Annotated in this window: 14 protein-coding genes; 2 read left to right on the top strand and 12 right to left on the bottom strand. The window is 58.5% G+C overall.

What is annotated here, in order from left to right; translation table 11 throughout:
* Window positions 1-108: 108 nt before the first annotated feature.
* A complete protein-coding gene (locus ACOZK9_RS13805; RefSeq protein ID WP_152750463.1) occupies window positions 109-735 on the top strand; it encodes a class I SAM-dependent methyltransferase in 627 nt (208 codons plus the stop codon).
* Window positions 736-1,163: 428 nt separating this feature from the next.
* Here ACOZK9_RS13805 and ACOZK9_RS13810 read toward each other — a convergent pair whose 3' ends face one another.
* From ACOZK9_RS13810 to ACOZK9_RS13820, 3 genes are read right to left on the bottom strand one after another with little or no spacing between them, the layout of a single operon-like run.
* Window positions 1,164-4,229, bottom strand: a complete 3,066-nt coding sequence (locus tag ACOZK9_RS13810; protein WP_058413061.1) for an efflux RND transporter permease subunit — start codon at window positions 4,227-4,229, stop codon at window positions 1,164-1,166.
* The gene (locus ACOZK9_RS13815; RefSeq protein WP_421556025.1) at window positions 4,226-5,296 is read right to left on the bottom strand and encodes an efflux RND transporter periplasmic adaptor subunit; all 1,071 of its coding nucleotides are present in this window, start codon (window positions 5,294-5,296) and stop codon (window positions 4,226-4,228) included. Before ACOZK9_RS13815 ends, ACOZK9_RS13810 begins: the two co-directional genes overlap by 4 nt.
* Window positions 5,293-6,396, bottom strand: coding sequence for an efflux RND transporter periplasmic adaptor subunit (locus ACOZK9_RS13820; RefSeq protein ID WP_058413059.1), 1,104 nt, complete (start codon window positions 6,394-6,396; stop codon window positions 5,293-5,295). The genes ACOZK9_RS13815 and ACOZK9_RS13820 overlap by 4 nt, the downstream gene beginning before the upstream one ends.
* A 170-nt stretch (window positions 6,397-6,566) precedes the next feature.
* Between ACOZK9_RS13820 and ACOZK9_RS13825 the strand changes: the two genes are divergently transcribed.
* On the top strand, window positions 6,567-7,727 hold the full coding sequence (locus ACOZK9_RS13825; protein ID WP_421556026.1) for an AAA family ATPase: 1,161 nt from the start codon (window positions 6,567-6,569) through the stop codon (window positions 7,725-7,727).
* A 116-nt stretch (window positions 7,728-7,843) separates the two neighbouring features.
* On the opposite strand, the gene ACOZK9_RS13830 is transcribed toward ACOZK9_RS13825, so the two are convergent.
* From ACOZK9_RS13830 to ACOZK9_RS13870, 9 genes are all read right to left on the bottom strand, one after another.
* Window positions 7,844-8,695 (bottom strand): transporter substrate-binding domain-containing protein, encoded by an 852-nt coding sequence (locus ACOZK9_RS13830; protein WP_122250370.1) that lies wholly within the window; start codon window positions 8,693-8,695, stop codon window positions 7,844-7,846.
* Window positions 8,692-9,468: an amino acid ABC transporter ATP-binding protein gene (locus ACOZK9_RS13835; protein ID WP_421556027.1), complete on the bottom strand. Its 777-nt coding sequence runs from the start codon at window positions 9,466-9,468 to the stop codon at window positions 8,692-8,694. Before ACOZK9_RS13835 ends, ACOZK9_RS13830 begins: the two co-directional genes overlap by 4 nt.
* Window positions 9,465-10,124, bottom strand: a complete 660-nt coding sequence (locus ACOZK9_RS13840) for an amino acid ABC transporter permease (RefSeq protein WP_058413055.1) — start codon at window positions 10,122-10,124, stop codon at window positions 9,465-9,467. The genes ACOZK9_RS13835 and ACOZK9_RS13840 overlap by 4 nt, the downstream gene beginning before the upstream one ends.
* On the bottom strand, window positions 10,105-10,770 hold the full coding sequence (locus tag ACOZK9_RS13845; RefSeq protein WP_421556028.1) for an amino acid ABC transporter permease: 666 nt from the start codon (window positions 10,768-10,770) through the stop codon (window positions 10,105-10,107). The genes ACOZK9_RS13840 and ACOZK9_RS13845 overlap by 20 nt, the downstream gene beginning before the upstream one ends.
* Before the next feature lie 358 nt (window positions 10,771-11,128).
* On the bottom strand, window positions 11,129-11,911 hold the full coding sequence (locus ACOZK9_RS13850) for a MetQ/NlpA family ABC transporter substrate-binding protein (protein ID WP_058413053.1): 783 nt from the start codon (window positions 11,909-11,911) through the stop codon (window positions 11,129-11,131).
* Between the two features lie 124 nt (window positions 11,912-12,035).
* Window positions 12,036-12,959, bottom strand: a complete 924-nt coding sequence (locus ACOZK9_RS13855; RefSeq protein WP_421556029.1) for a sigma 54-interacting transcriptional regulator — start codon at window positions 12,957-12,959, stop codon at window positions 12,036-12,038.
* Window positions 12,960-13,006: 47 nt separating this feature from the next.
* Window positions 13,007-13,588, bottom strand: coding sequence for an alpha/beta hydrolase (locus tag ACOZK9_RS13860; protein WP_058413051.1), 582 nt, complete (start codon window positions 13,586-13,588; stop codon window positions 13,007-13,009).
* Window positions 13,589-13,792: 204 nt separating this feature from the next.
* Complete coding sequence (locus ACOZK9_RS13865) at window positions 13,793-16,741, bottom strand: dermonecrotic toxin domain-containing protein (RefSeq protein ID WP_421556030.1); 2,949 nt, start codon at window positions 16,739-16,741, stop codon at window positions 13,793-13,795.
* A 269-nt stretch (window positions 16,742-17,010) separates the two neighbouring features.
* A complete protein-coding gene (locus ACOZK9_RS13870) occupies window positions 17,011-17,412 on the bottom strand; it encodes an ExbD/TolR family protein (RefSeq protein WP_058413049.1) in 402 nt (133 codons plus the stop codon).
* Window position 17,413 lies beyond the last annotated feature (1 nt).

Raw genomic sequence — 17,413 nt, forward strand, 5'->3', positions numbered from 1 at the left:
TAAGCGGAACAGGTTCTTTGAACTGTTCCGCTTTTTTATGCACACGGCGCCCTCTGTAAACCCCTTCGCGTATAGTCAGCCCCTCACCCAGCCCCCGAAGCACTAGCCATGAAACTCGCCCCCGACGACCTCGACCAGATCACCTCCACCACCCTCGGCCACTACAACGAGGTGGCCGAGGATTTCCGTGAAGGCACCCGCGATCACGATGTGAGCCAGAACATCGACGCACTGCTGCGGCACATCCGGGGTTCGGCGCCGTTTACCGTGCTGGATTTCGGCTGTGGGCCGGGGCGGGATTTGCAGACGTTTACGCGCATGGGGCATGTCGCCGTGGGGCTTGATGGCTCGGGGCGCTTTGCGCAGATGGCGCGCGAAGACAGTGGCTGCGAGGTGTTGCAGCAAGACTTCTTGAAGCTGGACCTGCCTGCCGAGCGCTTTGACGGGGTGTTTGCCAATGCGGTGTTGTTTCATATCCCCAAGCAGGAATTGCCGCGCATTCTCAAGCAACTGCATGGGGCGTTGAAGCCGGGCGGCGTGCTGTTCAGTTCCAACCCTCGCGGTGAAAACCAGGAAGGCTGGAATGGACCGCGGTATGGGTCTTATCACGATGTTGAGGCATGGCAGGCGCTGCTGACCGATGCCGGGTTTGAAGCGTTGGAGCATTACTACCGGCCAGCGGGGTTGCCGCGTGAGCAACAACCGTGGCTGGCCAGCGTGTGGCGCAAAGCGTAGATCCGACTTGCTCGCGAATGCGCTGTATCAGCCAATACTTCAGTGACTGATAGACCGCTATCGGGAGCAAGCCCCCTCCCACAAGTGTGGAAGCGGGCTTGCTCGCGAAAGCAGTGCACCAGTCACCAGATAGGCTGGCTGAACCACCCACATTTTTAACTGCCACACACTCCAAGTGTGGGAGCGGGCTTGCTCGCGATAGCGGTGCACCAGTCACCAGATAGGCTGACTGAACCACCCACATTTTTAACTGCCACACACTCCAAGTGTGGGAGCGGGCTTACTCGCGATAGCAGTGCACCAGTCGCCAGATAGGCTGCCTGAACCACCCACATGTTTAACTGCCATACACTCCCCATGTGTGAGCGGGCTTGCTCGCGATAGCGGTGCACCAGTCACCAGATAGGCTGGCTGAACCACCTACATGTTTAACTGTGTTGTTCCTGCTGGTCTTTCTTCGGCTCGCGGATTTTGTACCAGGCCACGTAGAGCGCCGGCAGGAACAGCAACGTCAGCAAGGTCGCAATGATGATTCCGCCAATCATCGCGTAAGCCATCGGCCCCCAGAACACTTCGCGCGCAATCGGGATCATGCCCAGGCTGGCTGCCGCTGCGGTGAGCAGGATAGGTCGACGCCGGTGCTCGGTGGCTTCCACCACCGCGTCCCACGGCGTGTAGCCGTCGTTCTCATAGGCATCGATCTGCGTCACCAGAATCACCGAGTTGCGGATGATGATGCCGATCAGCGCGAGGATGCCCAGGATCGCCACAAAACCCATCGGTGTTCCCGTCGGGATCAACGCCAGCACTACGCCGATCAGGCCGAGCGGCGCGACACTCGCCACCAGAAACATCTTCTGCACGCTGTGCAGTTGGATCATCAGGAACGTCGCCATCAGGAACAGCATCAGTGGCACCACTTTGGCGATGGGGCCTTGGGCCTTGCCGCTTTCTTCGACGGTGCCGCCAGTGGCGACCTTGTAACCCACCGGCAAACCCGCGGCGAATTTTTCGATGGTCGGCGCCAGCTGTTTCACCAGGTCAGTGGGCTGCATTTCATCGCGCACCGAGGCCTTGACGGTAATGGTCGGCTTGCGGTCGCGACGCCACACCAGTGGCTGCTCCAGTTCATAGCGCACGGTGGCGAAGGCCAGCAGTGGAATCGAGGTGCCGTTGGGCGTAACGATTTGCAAGTTTTGCAAGGTTTCCGGCGTACCACGCTCGGCGTCTTCGGCGCGGCCGACCACGTTGATCAGGTAAATATCGTCATGCACTTGGGTCACCGAGGCGCCGCTGACCACGCTGTTCATCAACTGCGCCACGTCTTCCGACGACAGCCCCAGTTGCCGCGCCTTGTCTTGGGCGATGTCGACCCGCAGCACTTTGCCCGGCTCGTTCCAGTCGTAGATGATCTCGCCCAAGTGGGTGTTTTGATCGAGCAATGTCGCCAGCTCAATGGCGTGTTTACGCACCTGGTCGGTGTCTTTGCCAGACACGCGGTACTGGATCGGGCGCCCCACCGGCGGGCCCATTTCCAGTGGCTGCACATAGCTGCCGACGCCGACGAAGTCCTCACGCAGGCGTTTTTGCAAGCGCGCAATCAACGCGCTGCGCTCTTCCAGGCCTTTGCTGACGATCACCAACTGCGCGTAGTAAGGGTTTTCCAGTTGCTGGTCGAGGGGCAGGTAAAAACGAATCGCGCCCTGGCCGATGTAGGTGCTCCAACGCGCGATGTCCGGGTCGTCCTTGATGATCGCTTCAAGGCGGTCGACGGCCTTGCGCGTCTCGTTGATCGAGACGTTTTGCGGCAAGTTCAGGTCCACCAGAACTTCCGGGCGGTCCGACGACGGGAAGAACTGGTTCTGCACAAACTGCATCGAGAACACCGACGCCACAAACAGCCCCACGGTGATACCGATCGCCCACCAGCGGTTGCGCATGGCCCAGAGCATGCCGCCATTGAAGGCACGCCCGATGCGCCCCGGTTCGTTGTTATGCGGTTTCACGTTGGTGCTGAGGATGTGCACGCCAATCACCGGCGCAAACAGTACGGCCACCACCCACGACACCAGCATCGCCACGGCAATCACCGCGAACAGCGTGAAGGTGTATTCGCCCGCCGAACTGGCGTTGAGGCCGATCGGCACGAAGCCCGCAACGGTGACCAGCGTACCGGTGAGCATCGGGAAGGCCGTGGAGGTGTACGCGTAGGTCGCGGCCTGTTCTTTGGTTTCGCCTTTTTCCAGGCGCGTGATCATCATCTCGACGGTGATCATCGCGTCGTCCACCAACAGGCCGAGGGCAATGATCAGGGCACCCAGCGACACCCGCTGCATGGTGATGCCGCTGTATTCCATGAACACAAACACCAGCGCCAGCACCAACGGAATCGAGCACGCCACCACCAGCCCGGCACGCATGCCGAGGCTGATAAAGCTCACCACCAACACAATAATCACCGCTTCAAACAACGCGCTGGTAAAACCGCCGACGGCCTCTTCGACCACTTCCGCCTGGTCGGAGACCTTGTGTACGCCGACACCCACCGGCAGGTCGGCGGTCAACTCGTCCATGCGCGTGTGCAAGGCTTTGCCGAATGACTGGATGTTGCCGCCCTTCTGCATGGCGATGGCCAAACCAATCGCCGGCTTGCCGTTGAAGCGGAACATCGGCCGCGCCGGGTCGACGTAGCCACGGGTGATATCAGCAATGTCGGCCAGACGATAGAACCGGTCATTCAGCCGCAGGTTGACGTTGGCCAGGTCTTTTTCCGAGGCGAACTGCCCCGACGTGCGTACGGAAATGCGCTCCGGCCCAGCCTCGATCACACCGGCGGGCGTCACCGCATTTTGCGACTGCAGGCTTTGCACGACCTGGCGCTGATCAACCCCCAGGGCCGCCAGTTTGCGCGTGGAAAAATTCAGGTAAATCACTTCGTCCTGCTGGCCGATCATCTCGACCTTGCCCAGCCCCGGCACCGAACGGATCTCGGCGCGCACCTGCTCAACATAGTCGCGCAACTGGCGCATCGACAGGCCGTCGCCGGTAAAGGCATACACCGAGCCGAATACGTCACCGAACTCGTCATTGAACGACGGCCCCTGCAAACCCTGCGGGAAGGTGCCGCGAATGTCGTCGATCTTCTTGCGCACCTGGTACCAGATCTCGGGGATGGCCTTGGCGCTGGTGGTGTCCTTGAGGAACACGAACACCGTGGACTCGCCCGGCCGGGTGTAGCTTTTCACGTAGTCGAGGGAGTCGAGCTCTTCGAGTTTTTTCTCGATGCGGTCGGTCACCTGTTTGAGCGTTTCCTCCTGGGTGGCGCCCGGCCAGCGGGTCTGGATCACCATGGTCTTGATGGTGAACGAGGGGTCTTCCTCACGGCCCAGGTTCATGTACGAGAACACGCCCATCAGCAGCGCGACGAACATCAGGTACCAGACGAAGGACTGATGCTTGAGCGCCCAGTCGGATAAATTGAAACTCCCTTTCATCGCGGGCTGCCCTCGTCGATTTTGACTTTTTGCCCGGGTTTCAGGCTGTTCACACCGGCGGTGACGATGCGTTCGCCGGCCTTGACGCCGCCGTTGAGCACGGCACTGTCGGCGTCGCGGCTGATCACGCTGATGTCACGCGGCTGCACGGTCTGGCTTTGCGTGTCGAGCAGCCAGATACGCGTTTTGCCGTCCACTTCCTGCAACGCGCTGAGGGGCACCTCGATGCGTGGCGCGATGGCCGAACTCAGGGTCACGCTGATCGCCGTGCCCAAACGAAACGCCGCTGGCGTCTCGGTCAACGTCAGGCGTGCGCGGCGAGTGCGCGTAGCGCTTTGGGCCTGGGGTTCGATCTCGCGCACGATGGCAGTCGTGTTGACGCTCGGGTCGAGTTGCCCCGCGACCTTGAACACCACATCGCTGGGCAGGCGCTCGGCGAGTCCGGCGGGCAGGTCGATCACCGCTTCCTTGATGTCCGGGCGCGCCAGGGTCACCACTTGCTGACCGGCGCTGACCACCTGGCCAGCCTCGGCGTTCCAGGCAGTGACGATGCCGGCGTGGTCGGTGCGCAGTTCGGCGTAGTTGAGTTGGTCCTTGGCCTGGTTGACCGAGGCTTTGGCTTGGTCGAGGGTGGCCTGGGTGGTTTTCAGGTCGGTCTGGGCCACGTCCAACTGGGCTTGGGCGCCGACGCCGCGGTTGAACAATTCCTGCTGACGCCGCGCGTTGGCCTGGGCGTTGATGAACTGCGCCTGCACGCGGGCAAGGTCACCTTGGGCCGAACGCAGTTGGTTTTGTTGGTCGGTTGGGTCGAGCACCGCGAGCAAGGCGCCCTTCTCCACTTGCGCGCCCACATCCACCGCGCGGCGGGCGATACGCCCCGGCACGCGGAAACCCAGGTTGCTTTCGTAGCGGGCCTGGAGGGTGCCAGCGAAGCGCCCGAGGTTTTCCTGGTCTTCGGCTTTGACTTCCATCGACAGCACCGGGCGCACCAGCTCGGGCGGCGCCTCTTGCTTGGAGCAGGCGACCAGCACCAGGCTGGCGGCGATCACAGCCGTCAGGTGCTTCATGGCTGCACTCCTTGGGCCTGAGCCTGATCCGGCGGCTGGGCGATCTCGACGAGCATGCCGGGGTGCAGTAATTGCCCACCGGCCACCACGACTTTTTCGCCGCCTTTGAGGCCGTCGCCAATAATCACTTTGCCGGTGAGGTAACGCACCACGCTGACTTTATGCAGTTGCGCTTTGCCGTCGGCGTCCACCAACCACACGGCGGGTTCGTTGAGGTCTTTGGTGAGTGCCGACCAGGGCAGCTCGATACTCGATTTGGCCGGGCCGTTGGCGGTGGCGCTGACCACCGACCCCAACCGCATACCGTCGGGCAACGCCGCCAAGGCAATCTTGACTTGCACGGTGCCGGTATTCGCGGCCACGGCGGGCGTGACTTCGCGAACTTTGCCCTGCGCCTTGATGCTCGGGTTATCCAACAGGCTGACGGTGATCGGCGCGTTCGGCGGCGGCTGCATCAACAGCGATTCATACACGTTAAACACCGCATCGCGCTCGCCATCGCGGGCCAGGCTGAAAATCGGCACGGTGGCCTGCACCACCTGACCGACTTCGGCCTGGCGCGCAGTAATCACGCCGGGAGCATCGGCAATCAACGCGGTATAACCGAGTTGTTCGCGGGCATCGGCCAATTGGGCTTGCGCGGCGGCCAAGGCACTTTGGCTGCTGCGCAGCGTGGCTTGCGCAGTGTCGTATTCGCTACGGCTGGTGTAACCCTTGGGCAGGAGCTTTTCCTGACGCACAAACGCGGCGGCGGTTTGCTTGACGCGCGCCTGCTCGGCCACCACCTGAGCCTGGGCGGAATCGACGCGAGTCTGCAAGTCTTTGGGGTCGAGCTTGGCCAGCACTTGCCTGGCGGTGACGCGGTCGCCCACATCCACCATGCGCTGGATAATCTTGCCGCTCACACGGAACGACAAGTCGGTTTGCACGCGGGCCTGAATATCGCCGGTCAAGGTCACGGCTGCGGCGAAATCCACCGGCTGCACGGTCTGCACGAATACCCGCGAATGCGCCTTGGGTTCGGCCTTTTCCTCGCCGCAGCCGCTGAGCAGCGCCAACAAGCCAAGGCTGAATAAAAATATCGAAGTGCGACCGCCCATGCAGGCTCCTTTTGCGTGATGCCGACTTGCCAGTGTGTATGCGACTGTGAGCGTAGATCAGGGTTCCACGTTATAGCTGTTCTACGCCAAGAGACTCAGGATATTTGCGACATCCACCCTCTGTGTCAACGCGGTTAACATGCAACCTCCCTCTAATCGCGAACTCTCCCATGCTGAACACCCTCGCGGTGGCCAATTACCGCTCGATCAATAAGTTGGTGGTACCGCTGGACCGGTTGAATCTGGTCACCGGGCCCAATGGCAGCGGCAAGTCCAACTTGTACCGCGCCCTGCGCCTGCTGGCCGAAACCGCTCAGGGCGGGGTGATCAATGCCCTGGCGCGTGAAGGCGGGCTGGACTCGACCTTCTGGGCCGGGCCGGAAACCATCAGCCGGCGCATGCACAACCGCGACGTGCCGGTGGAGCCCATCGTGCGCAACGGTGTCAAACGCCTGCGCCTGGGGTTTGCGGGGGAAGATTTCAGCTACGCCATTTCCCTGGGAATGCCCGAACCCAGCCAGTCGTGTTTCTCGCTGGACCCGGAAGTGAAAAAGGAATGCATCTGGGCCGGTCCCGTTTACCGCCCGGCCAGCCTGCTGGTGCAGCGCTCCGGGCCGATGGTTCGGGCGCGCGAAGGCCGTAGCTGGGATGTATTGGCCCAGCACACACCGAACTACCATAGCCTGTTCGATCAGGTCGGCAGCCTGCGTGGCTCACCCGAGGTATTGCTGCTGCGTGAAAGCATTCGTGGCTGGCGCTTTTATGACCACTTTCGCAGCGATGTGGATGCCCCCGTCCGCCAACCACAATTAGGCACGCGCACGCCGGTGTTGCATCACGATGGGCGCGATTTGGCGGCGGCCCTGCAAACCATCCGCGAAATCGGCGACCCGGCGGCATTACAGCGGGCGGTGAGCGATGCATTTCCGGGGGCGCACCTGAACATCCAACCGCTGCAGGGCGGGCGTTTTGCGATTGAGTTTTATCAGGAAGGTTTGCTGCGCCCGTTATCCGCAGCGGAACTGTCAGACGGGACCCTGCGTTACCTGCTGCTGATCGCAGCGCTGCTGACGCCACGGCCGCCGACGATGATGGTGCTGAACGAGCCGGAAACCAGCCTGCACCCGGATTTGCTGCCGGCGTTGGCGCGCTTGATTATCCAGGCATCCCGGCAATGCCAAGTGTGGGTGGTGTCGCATGCCAGCCGCTTGATTGCGGCGTTGCAGCAGGATGAGGCGTGCAATTCGATTGTGCTGGAGAAGGTGATGGGCGAGACGCGGATTGTGGGCCAGGTGATTTTGGATGCGCCGGCCTGGCATTGGCCTGAGTAGGTGGCGCCTGTAAGGGCCGCATCGCGAGCAAGCCCGCTCCCACATTTTGATTTGTGAACACACTCAAAGGCGGTAGCGGGCTTGCTAGCGATAGCGGTAGAACAGTCAGCGCAAAATCAGCCCTGCCACTTGCCGCCTTCAACAATCACACTCTCGGGCTTGGTCTCGTCGCTCAGCTCTTTGCGCACATATTGATCGTAAAGCTTGAGCAGGAACTTCTCCTCACCCAATTTCGCCAACTCGGCATTCACCCAGTCGCGCAGTTCGATATTGCCCTTTTTCACCGCTGGCGCAATCGGCGCTTCATCACCGAGTTTCTCCTCCAGCACGCGGTAGCCCGGGTTCTGCTTGGCCCAGCTGAACAGCACCAGGTTGTCTTGTGCATACGCATCGCCCCGCCCGGCCGACAGTGCTTGCAGCGACTCGGAGTTCTTCTCGAACTTGAGCAGTTTCCAGTCCGGGTGGTGCTTGGTCAGCCAGATGTCGGCGGTCGTGCCGGTGGTGACGATGGTGGTGCGGGTGGCCAGGTCATCCAGGCTTTTCACTGAGCTGTCTTGCGGTACCAAGGCCTGCACCGCGACTTTCAGGTTGGGGTTGGTGAAGTCCACCGCTTCCTTGCGCTCAGGGGTTACGGTCATGTTGGCAAGGATCAGGTCAACCTTGTCGCTCTGCAGGAACGGAATACGACTGGCCGGCTCCACGGCGACAAACTCGACTTTGTTTTCATCGCCGAGCAGGTCTTTGGCGAATTGGCGGCCGATGTCGGTATCAAAACCAACGTAACGACCGGCTTCATCTACAAAGCCGAACGGTGGCTTGTCGGTGAATACGCCGACGATCAGCTTGTCGCGCGCTTTGATTTTGTCGAGGTAGCTCACAGCGGCGGCAGGTTTGACCGGCTCTTCGGCCTTCTTGTCGCAGCCGGCCAGTAAGGCGACGGCAAACAGTGGCAGCAGTAATTTTTTCATGGCAGCTCCAGTTCCTTGGTTTTTTTGGGCAGTGTTGAAACAAAGGAGAACTTCTCCAGAAACTGCTGCGCGCGTGCGGTTTGCGGGTTCGTAAAGAATTCTTCGGGGGTGGTTTGTTCGAGGATGCGACCGGCCTCCATAAACACCACGCGGTCGGCGACCGCGCGGGCGAAGGCCATTTCATGCGTGACGATCAGCAAGGTCATGCCATCGCGGGCCAGGCCCTGAATCACTTCCAGCACTTCCTTGACCATCTCCGGGTCAAGGGCTGCGGTGACTTCGTCGAACAGCATGACCTGCGGGTTCATGCACAACGAGCGGACAATCGCGATGCGTTGCTGTTGCCCACCGGACAACTGACGCGGGAAGGCGTCACGTTTGTCGGCGAGGCCGACGCGCTGCAAGAGTGTTTCCGCTTGGGCACGGGCTTCGCGAGGCTCGCGTTTTTGCACTTTCAGCGGGCCGAGCAAAATGTTCTCGAGCACGCTCATGTGCGGGAACAGGTGATAGCTCTGGAACACCATGCCCACGTCCTGGCGCACTCGGCGCCAGTCGGTGCTCTTATCCAACAGCTCCTTGCCGGCAAAGCGCAGGTGCCCGCTGTGCGCAACTTCCAGCCCGTTCAGGCAGCGCAGCAACGTGCTTTTGCCGCAACCGCTGGGGCCGAGGATGACCACCACTTCGCCGCTTTGCACGCTCAGGTCGATGCCCTTGAGCACCTGCTGGTCGCCGAAGAATTTGTTGAAACCCTGAAACTCGATCAATGCACTCATGCTTGGGCCCAGCGCCGTTCCAGCACCTTGGAGGCGGCCGACAACGGGTAGCAAATAAAGAAGAAAAACAGGAACAGCGCGCCGTAGATCAACACTGATTCGTAGGTGCGCTCGATGATTTGCTGGCCGACCTTGATCACGTCCACCACGCCGATCAGCACCGCCAGCGAGCTGGTCTTGATGATGCGTGTGTAGACGTTGATGGTCGGCGGCGTCATGCGTTTCAGGGCTTGGGGCAGCAACACGTAGCCGTACAACTGCGGGCCAGACAAGCCGATCGACAACCCGGCTTCACGCTGGCCACGCGGCAGCGAATGCAAGGCGCCGCGCACCACTTCGCCCACCTCGCTGGCACCCCACAACGACAACACCAGCACTGCGCACCAGAAACTCGGAATGCTCAGGCCGAAGAAAATCGGCAGGCCGAAAAACAGCAAGTACAACCACACCAGCACTGGAATCGCCCGGAACAGCTCCAGGTAGACACGCAATACTGTGTTGATCAGCCTGTTATTCAAGGTGCGCAGCACGCCGTACAGCACGCCACCGAGGGTGCTGAAGGCAATGCTCAAAAACGAAATAGACAGGGTTTGCGCAGCGCCCTTGCCCAGTTGCGGCAACGACACCCACAACAATTCAAGACCCGAACTGGCCATGCTGGAGCCTCCTTTCCAGGCGGCTGAGCAGCAGCGACAGCGGCAAGAACAACAGCACGCAAATCAGCGTCAGCACGGCGAGCATTTCGTAGGTTTTGTAGTAGAGCGCGATGTAGCTCTTGGTGGTGTAGAGAATCTCCGGCACCGCCACGGCGGAAACCACGGTGGTCTCCTTGAGCAGAAAGATGAAATTGGCAAACAGTGCCGGCAGGCTGAGGATGCCGGCCTGGGGCAGAATCACGTGACGCAGCAGTTGCCAGTCAGACAAGCCGATGGACTTGCCCGACTCGATCTGCGCCAGCGGCACCGCCTCCACACCTGCGCGCAGCACTTCGGTGAGGTAAGCACCGCCGAGAAACGTCAGGGTGATGATCGCCGCCCAGAAGCCGGAAATATTGAAACCCAGCGCCGGCAAGGCGAAATACACGAAGAACAGTTGGATCAGCAGCGGCGTGTTCCGCGCCAGCTCCACGTACACCGCCACCAGGCGCGACAGGTACGGCGTGCGAAACACCAGCAGCGACGCGTTGATCAGCGCCACCAGCAAGGAGGTGGCAATGGCGATCAGGCCGACTTGCAGCGTCACCCCCACGGCGTTGAGAAACGCCGGCAAGGTGCTGAGGATAAATGCGAAATCGAAGGTCATCTGGGGTCCATGACGCCGCAAGGGTATGCAGCGAGCGCAATACGAACCGGCGTGGGTAACGCCGGGTAGCGCGAACTTTAAAGGTATAAAAAGTAAAATTTAAATACCCAAATAGCATATTCATATCACCCAAACAGATAACCCCCTTGCCCCAACCCATCTCCCATGCAGAACGCAGTCAACTGTGGGAGCGGGCTTGCTCGCGATGGCATCAACTCGGTGTACCTGAGGGTCCGAGGTGCCTGCATCGCGAGCAAGCCCGCTCCCACAAAAAAAGTGTTTTTGATCCAGGCATAAAAAAACGCCGACGCTGTGGTAGCCGTCGGCGTTCAAACCTTGAAGGGGGTTTTGAGTTACATCAGAACGCAGGCACTACCGCGCCTTTGTACTTCGCATCGATGAAGGCTTTGACTTCCGGGCTGGTCAGCGCCTTGGCCAGCTTCTGGATTGCGTCGCTGTCTTTGTTGTCCGGGCGAGCCACCAGGAAGTTGACGTACGGCGACTTGGCGTCTTCGATGATCAGCGCGTCTTTCGCTGGGTTCAAGCCAGCTTCCAGCGCGTAGTTGGTGTTGATCAGGTCCAGGTCAACCTGGTCGAGTACGCGCGGCAGCAGGGCCGATTCCAGCTCTTTGAATTTCAGGTTCTTCGGGTTGCTGGCGATGTCTTTTGGCGTGGCCAAGGCATTGGTCGGGTCTTTCAGGGTAATCAGACCATTCTTTTGCAGCAGCAACAGCGCGCGGCCACTGTTGGAGCCTTCGTTCGGGATGGCGACAGTAGCGCCATCTTTCAAATCTTCAATTTTCTTGATTTTCTTCGAGTAGCCGCCGAAGGGTTCAACGTGCACGCCGATCACGGTGACCAGGTTGGTGCCTTTGCCTTCGTTGAAGTTTTTCAGGTACGGCAGGGTCTGAAAGTAGTTGGCGTCCAGACGCTTCTCGGCCACTTGCACGTTAGGCTGCACGTAGTCGGTGAATACTTTGATCTCAAGATCCACGCCTTCTTTGGCCAGGGTCGGTTTGACCAGTTCAAGGATCTCGGCGTGCGGGATCGGGGTCGCGGCCACGACCAGTTTCTCATTGGCCTGGGCGAAGCTGGCAGTCAGGGCAGCCGCCAGTGCGGTAAACAACAGAACCTTTTTCATGCAGTGTCCTTATCGAAATTCCGGGGCGTCTCTGACGACCGTTTTTGTGGTGTGCCAGCGAAGTGCTATCGCGGCATGCGGTGGACAATACCTAGATTTTTTATTCCCGAACAATATCTTTTATTCACGTTGATATTCCATTTTGCTCATACAGGAATTTAAGCAGTGTTTGCTGCTCAGCAGGGCTGGCACTCGCGAAAATCCGCTGCACTTGCTCCAGCGCTGAGCCCGCCGTCGGCAAATTCAAATGTTCAGGCAAAATCTCATCGCCACTGCTGACCAGCAACGCAAAGTGAATGACGTTTTCCAGCTCACGCGTATTGCCCGGCCAACTGTGGTGTTCCAGCACGCGTTGGGCGGCGTCGCTGATCAGCGGCACCGGTAAATCCAGGCGCTGGCTGTAAATGCCGAGGAAGTATTCAGCCAGCGACAAGATGTCGCCGGTGCGCTCGCGCAGCGCCGGCAGGTCGAGTCGGCCTTCGCTCAAATAATGGAACAGCCGCTCATGAAACTTGCCGACCGCCACCGCCTGCGCCAAGTCGATGCTGGTAGCAGCGACCAGGCGCACATCCACCGGGCTGGGCTGATGAGCACCCACACGAGTGACCTCGTGGTTTTCCAGGGCGGCGAGCAATTTGACCTGGATCGGCAACGGCAAGTCGCCGATCTCATCCAGGTACAAGGTGCCGCCGTTGGCCGAGCCAAACCACCCGGCGCGGCTGCTGGCCGCGCCACTGTGGCTACCGGCGGCGTAGCCGAACAGTTCAGCGTCGGCATACGTGGGGCTGATCGCGCCGCAATTAACCGAGACAAACAGCCCGGTGCGGTCGCTGCCACGGTGGATATGCCGCGCCAGCAATTCTTTACCGCTACCGGTCTCGCCGCGAATCAGCACGGGCAAGGCACGCGGCGCGAGGCTTTCCAGGTCTTCGCGCAGCTTGCGCGAGCGTGGGTCGACAAACACCAAGGCTTTGGCGCGGATACTCAGCGGGCTTTTTTCGGCATCGGGGAAGGTCAGCAGCGGCTGGCCGAATGTGTCATGACTCATGGCAGGCTCCCGCCCCGAATCCACTAGGGACGGGGCGTTGAAAAAATTCAGGCACTACGCCGGGCGTGGTGCTCAAGGCGGTTTTGCAGGCGATAAAGGTAGGCAAAACCCTGCTCCCAGCGCTGGTGGCCGGACTTCACATTGATATGGCCGGCGCCAGACAAAATGCCCGCTTCGGCGCCCCAGTGACGTGCCAGTTCCAACGCGCGTGGGGCGCTGACGGCACTGTCGTTGTCGGAGCTGACCACTTGGCTGGGAAACGGCAACAGGTGAACCGGAATCGGTGCGAAATTGCGCAGCGCGGGCGAACAGGCAGGCCGTTCGACGTCCGCCGGAGCCACCAGTAAAGCGCCGCGCACCTGACGTAAAGACTGCACAGGCGCGGTGGCGGCCCAATGCGCGACGGTGATGCAACCCAGGCTATGGGCGATCAGAATGACCGGCGTGCTGTCGGCAGCAATCGCCTCGGCCAGCGCAGCCACCCAGTCTTCGCGACGCGGCGTCAGCCAATCGGCCTGCTCCACGCGCGCACTGTTAGGCAGGCTGTTCTGCCAATGGCTTTGCCAATGTTCTTCTGGCGATCCTTGCCAGCCCGGCACGATCAGATAACGAATCGACTCGCTGTGCATGGGTGTGCCCTCCTGCAGCGTTTAGCGTTGCTGACCAGTATAGGGGGGAGTCACTCACCCAATAAGGAATAAAAAAGAATTTATTAATAACCAAAATGAATTCACGCTTTAAACCGCGCCATGCCTTGCCCGGCGACTTCGCTCCAACACTCATAAGCACTGCGCCCCCGACAGCGAGCCATCGGAGGCGGAACTGACCGAGGGTCAGCGAGAATGATTCATCGACCCCTCTGCGCCAATGGTCACCCCAAACTTGCTTCTCATCGGTTCATAATAAGCCAACGCCTGCCCCAGTCGTTGGTGATAGTCATCGGGGAGTTTAACGTCGGCATTCATCAGCTCGACCAAGTCTTCACTTACCGGTAACAGGCCATACTCTGATGCGTGCAAGACATCGTTCACCATGCTGGGCCCCGTTATCTCGAAAATTTTCTTCTGATAAATTTTAAATACCTGCTCTTCCGCGGCGGTCGGATGACTGCTGAGTAAAGGCCGATTGGCCTTCAACCATTCCTTGTTAGCTTTATATCGCTGATAGGACGTTTCCAGAATCTCAGCGAGAAGCGGGTTGTCTGCGTGGCTGGCAAAATTACTGGTATTAAACCCGCTGAAATCCGCGGGCTCATACTTCACATGCCCGTTCAGTAAAATGTCATTTGGCGCGGCGTTCAGCACGACATTCCCCACGTTAACGGTGAGCGTGTCGTCGGTATCCAGGTATATCCCACCGTATTTCTTGATCAGTGCAACGCGCATGACGTCCGACGAAGCCGAGAGGTTTTGCCCCTGCCCTGCGCGAAAATACTGATACATCTCACCATAGTTACTGGCACTCAGTTCTCGAAACGCTTCGTCTTTTTGCAGGTCCTGCACTTCAAGGCCGCCCACCTTGTGGTCCAATTCGGACTTTATTTTCTGAAAAATACTTTCATTGTTGCCATCGACGTGAACAATAGATTTATACCCTGGACTTTTTCTTGAGTTTTCAATGATGTTCTCGATCAAATGTTCAGGCATCTCATTGCCTGCCCAAAAATAATGGATGACCTTGGGTACCTGCGTAGCGTTTGACGGTATCGACGGCAACATCGGCAACTTCAGCGTTTTATGAGTCAAGGAGACAGGTCCATTGCGCTTACCCACAAGTGCTTCAGCTTTAGTACCGGACGCCCACTGATCGGCGCCTTCACGCCAATAAAAAATATCCTTCACCTGACCTTCTTCGTTAAGTCCACGCCACAGGCCCGCCGCTACGTCGTACTTGACTGGGCATGAGTAGCCGTTAACAAAAATATTATTTTTGTTCATGGCAAACTTATGAACATCGTCCATGGGAACTGTGAATTCTTCAACGATCACGGGCGGCGAAACAGGGCTCATCGGGTAGCCGATTCTGCCGTTAACGCGTTGAGGCGGGTTGAAAAATGGGCGCTCCTGTACGCCGGTTTGAGCGGTCACTTGGGCTCCCACTTCAACCCCGGCTGCTGCTCCCTCACTCGACACTTGGTTCAACAGCCTTGACGCTGTCAGCGCTTTTGCAAGCGGCGCGCCTACATGAGTGACCAAGGGCGGCACCGCGTTCAATACGCCGAAAACGATGCGGTCAGTGCCGGCCGCTTTCCCCTTGGTGACATCGTCGATACCGATGCCCACCTGAGTAGCCCCCGCTGCCAGATAGAAAACATCCAGTGCTATCGCGGCTTCCGGCATGACCATTGCCAAAGGCGTCATGAACATTGCGACTTTTAACGCCTCTTCCACGCCCTGAGCTATTTTGTCCTTCGTGTAGTCATTGTCGCTGACGATCGCATTTTCCGCATCAGAGTAAGAGCGCGCTTTTTGTCGAACCAACACCTCTTGAAAAGGATCACCACTCACTGCATCAACGGTGATGTAGCGGTCTGGCGACCAGTCATTGATCCTGTCAAAAAAGGAGCTGCCTGGCTCCTGCGCATCGGACCAGGCGCCCAGCCCTTCAAGGGTTTGGCGTACCCCTTCGAAAAATGTTTTGTGCGCCTGATCCTTCAGGGAGAAGTGCGTCAACAGCGATTCGCGCTTTACGGGATCAGAAGCCTGCTTGGCCAGCCACTTCTTCATTTGCTCTGGATTGTCGAAACGATGTATCGGCGAGGAGTTACCTGGAATATAGAGCAATGTCAGTTGGGTTTTCTTATCCGTCACGCACATCAAGTCCGCAGACTGCGAGCCGTAGATGCTCAGTAAACCGATGTGCAGATCCGGGTCTTTGACGGCGGGGTTGGTAAAGTCCTGAACCGTTAGCTCGGACCATTCCTTCTGTGCAGCAGCGCCCAGGGCTCGCTGGGCGAGTTTCGCCTCGATAGGCCCAAGCGTCCCTTCCAGACGTTGTAGATTGATAGCTTTAACAAAGGAAATTTTACTCAGTGAATCATAGGTAGCCGTGTGTTTTTCCCAAAACCCGTCAAGCATGTTTTTATAAAGCTGGGTCCTGTCCGTATCCCATACCAGTGTTTTGAACGCATCGACGGGTATAGCGACTTTAGTAGCCGACGTATAAGGAGATGACGCGGGCGGCTTGGGCGCTTGATAAATAGCTTGTCGAGTGTTCGCGGCCTTCACCCAGTGGTCTATTTGGTTATAGCCATACATCAACGGTGAAAAATACTGAGCGGTTTTTCGAAACCACCCTTCATCATCTTCAATGGGCACGTCCTGTCTGTTTTTCAACGCTGCCTGCGTCAGCGTAATTTTTTCTACAACATCCTTCTCGGTGTCACCATTGTTTTTGAAAGTAACCAGATAGGTTTTATCCGGGTCAACGTCGAGCCCCCAGCGCTGCTTTATTTTCTCCGCAAGCATGTTTGCAATTGCTTTTTCTGGAGAAGCAAAATCGGCCAAGTGCTGATGTATATAGTTATCGATATTGGCATTGTGCTTGAGTGCGAAACGTCCTGCGCCCTGGCCTCTGGTGCCATCAGCTGATTCAGTGTTTTGTGAGGGACTGTTTTGATTGGTGTTTTCGGCATAACTTGACCGCGCATGAGCGAGTGGGTGCGCGGGGCCTGATCTACCGGGCGGCAAAGGGGCGACAATTTTTGTTTCTTCAACAGCGGGCACGTGTGCCGGTGGGTTAACAAATTCGCGTATTACCTGAATAGGAAAGCGTATAGCCATGTCCATTTATCCTTTAATAGAACTTCTCCGTGTGCCGACCAGAATAATCAGATCGCCGCGAATTGCACGCAACGAAACATCCAAAAATATATAAACATCTTACAATCACAACATCTGGACACATGCATTAAATTACAAACAAAAAAAAGGCCGCACCCTGCCAAGGAGACGGCCTAAAACAGTTTTGAGCGGCAAGCGGCAAGCTTCAAGTAAAAGCAGATCCGCTCTAACTTGCAGCTTGAAGCTCGAAGCTCGAAGCTTGCCCATACCTATCGTGCAGTAATCACCGACAGCTTGGTGATACCCGCGCGTTCAATAGACGCCATGGCTCGCGCCACTTCGCCGTAATTCACACCATCATCGGCCTGCAGTTGCACTCGCACTTCGGGGTCTTTGGCCTTGGCCGCTTGCAGGTTGAACTCGAGCAAACCCGGCTGAATTTCATCCTTGTTGATGAACAGCTTGCCAGCGCCGTCGATACTCACCACCAGCGGATCTTTCTGCTCGACCGGTGCCACGGCCTCGGTCTTGGGCAGGTTGATCGGAATCGAGTTGGTCAAAAGCGGCGCGGTGACGATAAACACCACCAGCAGCACCAGCATCACGTCGACCAGCGGCGTAACGTTGATCTCGCTCAGTACCTCATCACTGTCTTGCGTGGAGAAGGCCATC

The sequence above is a fragment of the Pseudomonas kitaguniensis genome, from assembly GCF_049199985.1.
In the GTDB taxonomy this organism is placed as follows: Bacteria; Pseudomonadota; Gammaproteobacteria; order Pseudomonadales; family Pseudomonadaceae; genus Aquipseudomonas; species Aquipseudomonas kitaguniensis.

Bases quoted from the DNA above. Each gene is read 5' to 3' on its own strand.
- ACOZK9_RS13825 (WP_421556026.1), top strand. From the start codon at position 6,567: ATGCTGAACACCCTCGCGGTGGCCAATTACCGCTCGATCAATAAGTTG.
- ACOZK9_RS13870 (WP_058413049.1), bottom strand. From the start codon at position 17,412: ATGGCCTTCTCCACGCAAGACAGTGATGAGGTACTGAGCGAGATCAAC.
- ACOZK9_RS13820 (WP_058413059.1), bottom strand. From the start codon at position 6,396: ATGGGCGGTCGCACTTCGATATTTTTATTCAGCCTTGGCTTGTTGGCG.
- ACOZK9_RS13835 (WP_421556027.1), bottom strand. From the start codon at position 9,468: ATGAGTGCATTGATCGAGTTTCAGGGTTTCAACAAATTCTTCGGCGAC.
- ACOZK9_RS13815 (WP_421556025.1), bottom strand. From the start codon at position 5,296: ATGAAGCACCTGACGGCTGTGATCGCCGCCAGCCTGGTGCTGGTCGCC.
- ACOZK9_RS13860 (WP_058413051.1), bottom strand. From the start codon at position 13,588: ATGCACAGCGAGTCGATTCGTTATCTGATCGTGCCGGGCTGGCAAGGA.
- ACOZK9_RS13810 (WP_058413061.1), bottom strand. From the start codon at position 4,229: ATGAAAGGGAGTTTCAATTTATCCGACTGGGCGCTCAAGCATCAGTCC.
- ACOZK9_RS13865 (WP_421556030.1), bottom strand. From the start codon at position 16,741: ATGGCTATACGCTTTCCTATTCAGGTAATACGCGAATTTGTTAACCCA.
- ACOZK9_RS13805 (WP_152750463.1), top strand. From the start codon at position 109: ATGAAACTCGCCCCCGACGACCTCGACCAGATCACCTCCACCACCCTC.
- ACOZK9_RS13845 (WP_421556028.1), bottom strand. From the start codon at position 10,770: ATGACCTTCGATTTCGCATTTATCCTCAGCACCTTGCCGGCGTTTCTC.
- ACOZK9_RS13850 (WP_058413053.1), bottom strand. From the start codon at position 11,911: ATGAAAAAGGTTCTGTTGTTTACCGCACTGGCGGCTGCCCTGACTGCC.
- ACOZK9_RS13855 (WP_421556029.1), bottom strand. From the start codon at position 12,959: ATGAGTCATGACACATTCGGCCAGCCGCTGCTGACCTTCCCCGATGCC.
- ACOZK9_RS13840 (WP_058413055.1), bottom strand. From the start codon at position 10,124: ATGGCCAGTTCGGGTCTTGAATTGTTGTGGGTGTCGTTGCCGCAACTG.
- ACOZK9_RS13830 (WP_122250370.1), bottom strand. From the start codon at position 8,695: ATGAAAAAATTACTGCTGCCACTGTTTGCCGTCGCCTTACTGGCCGGC.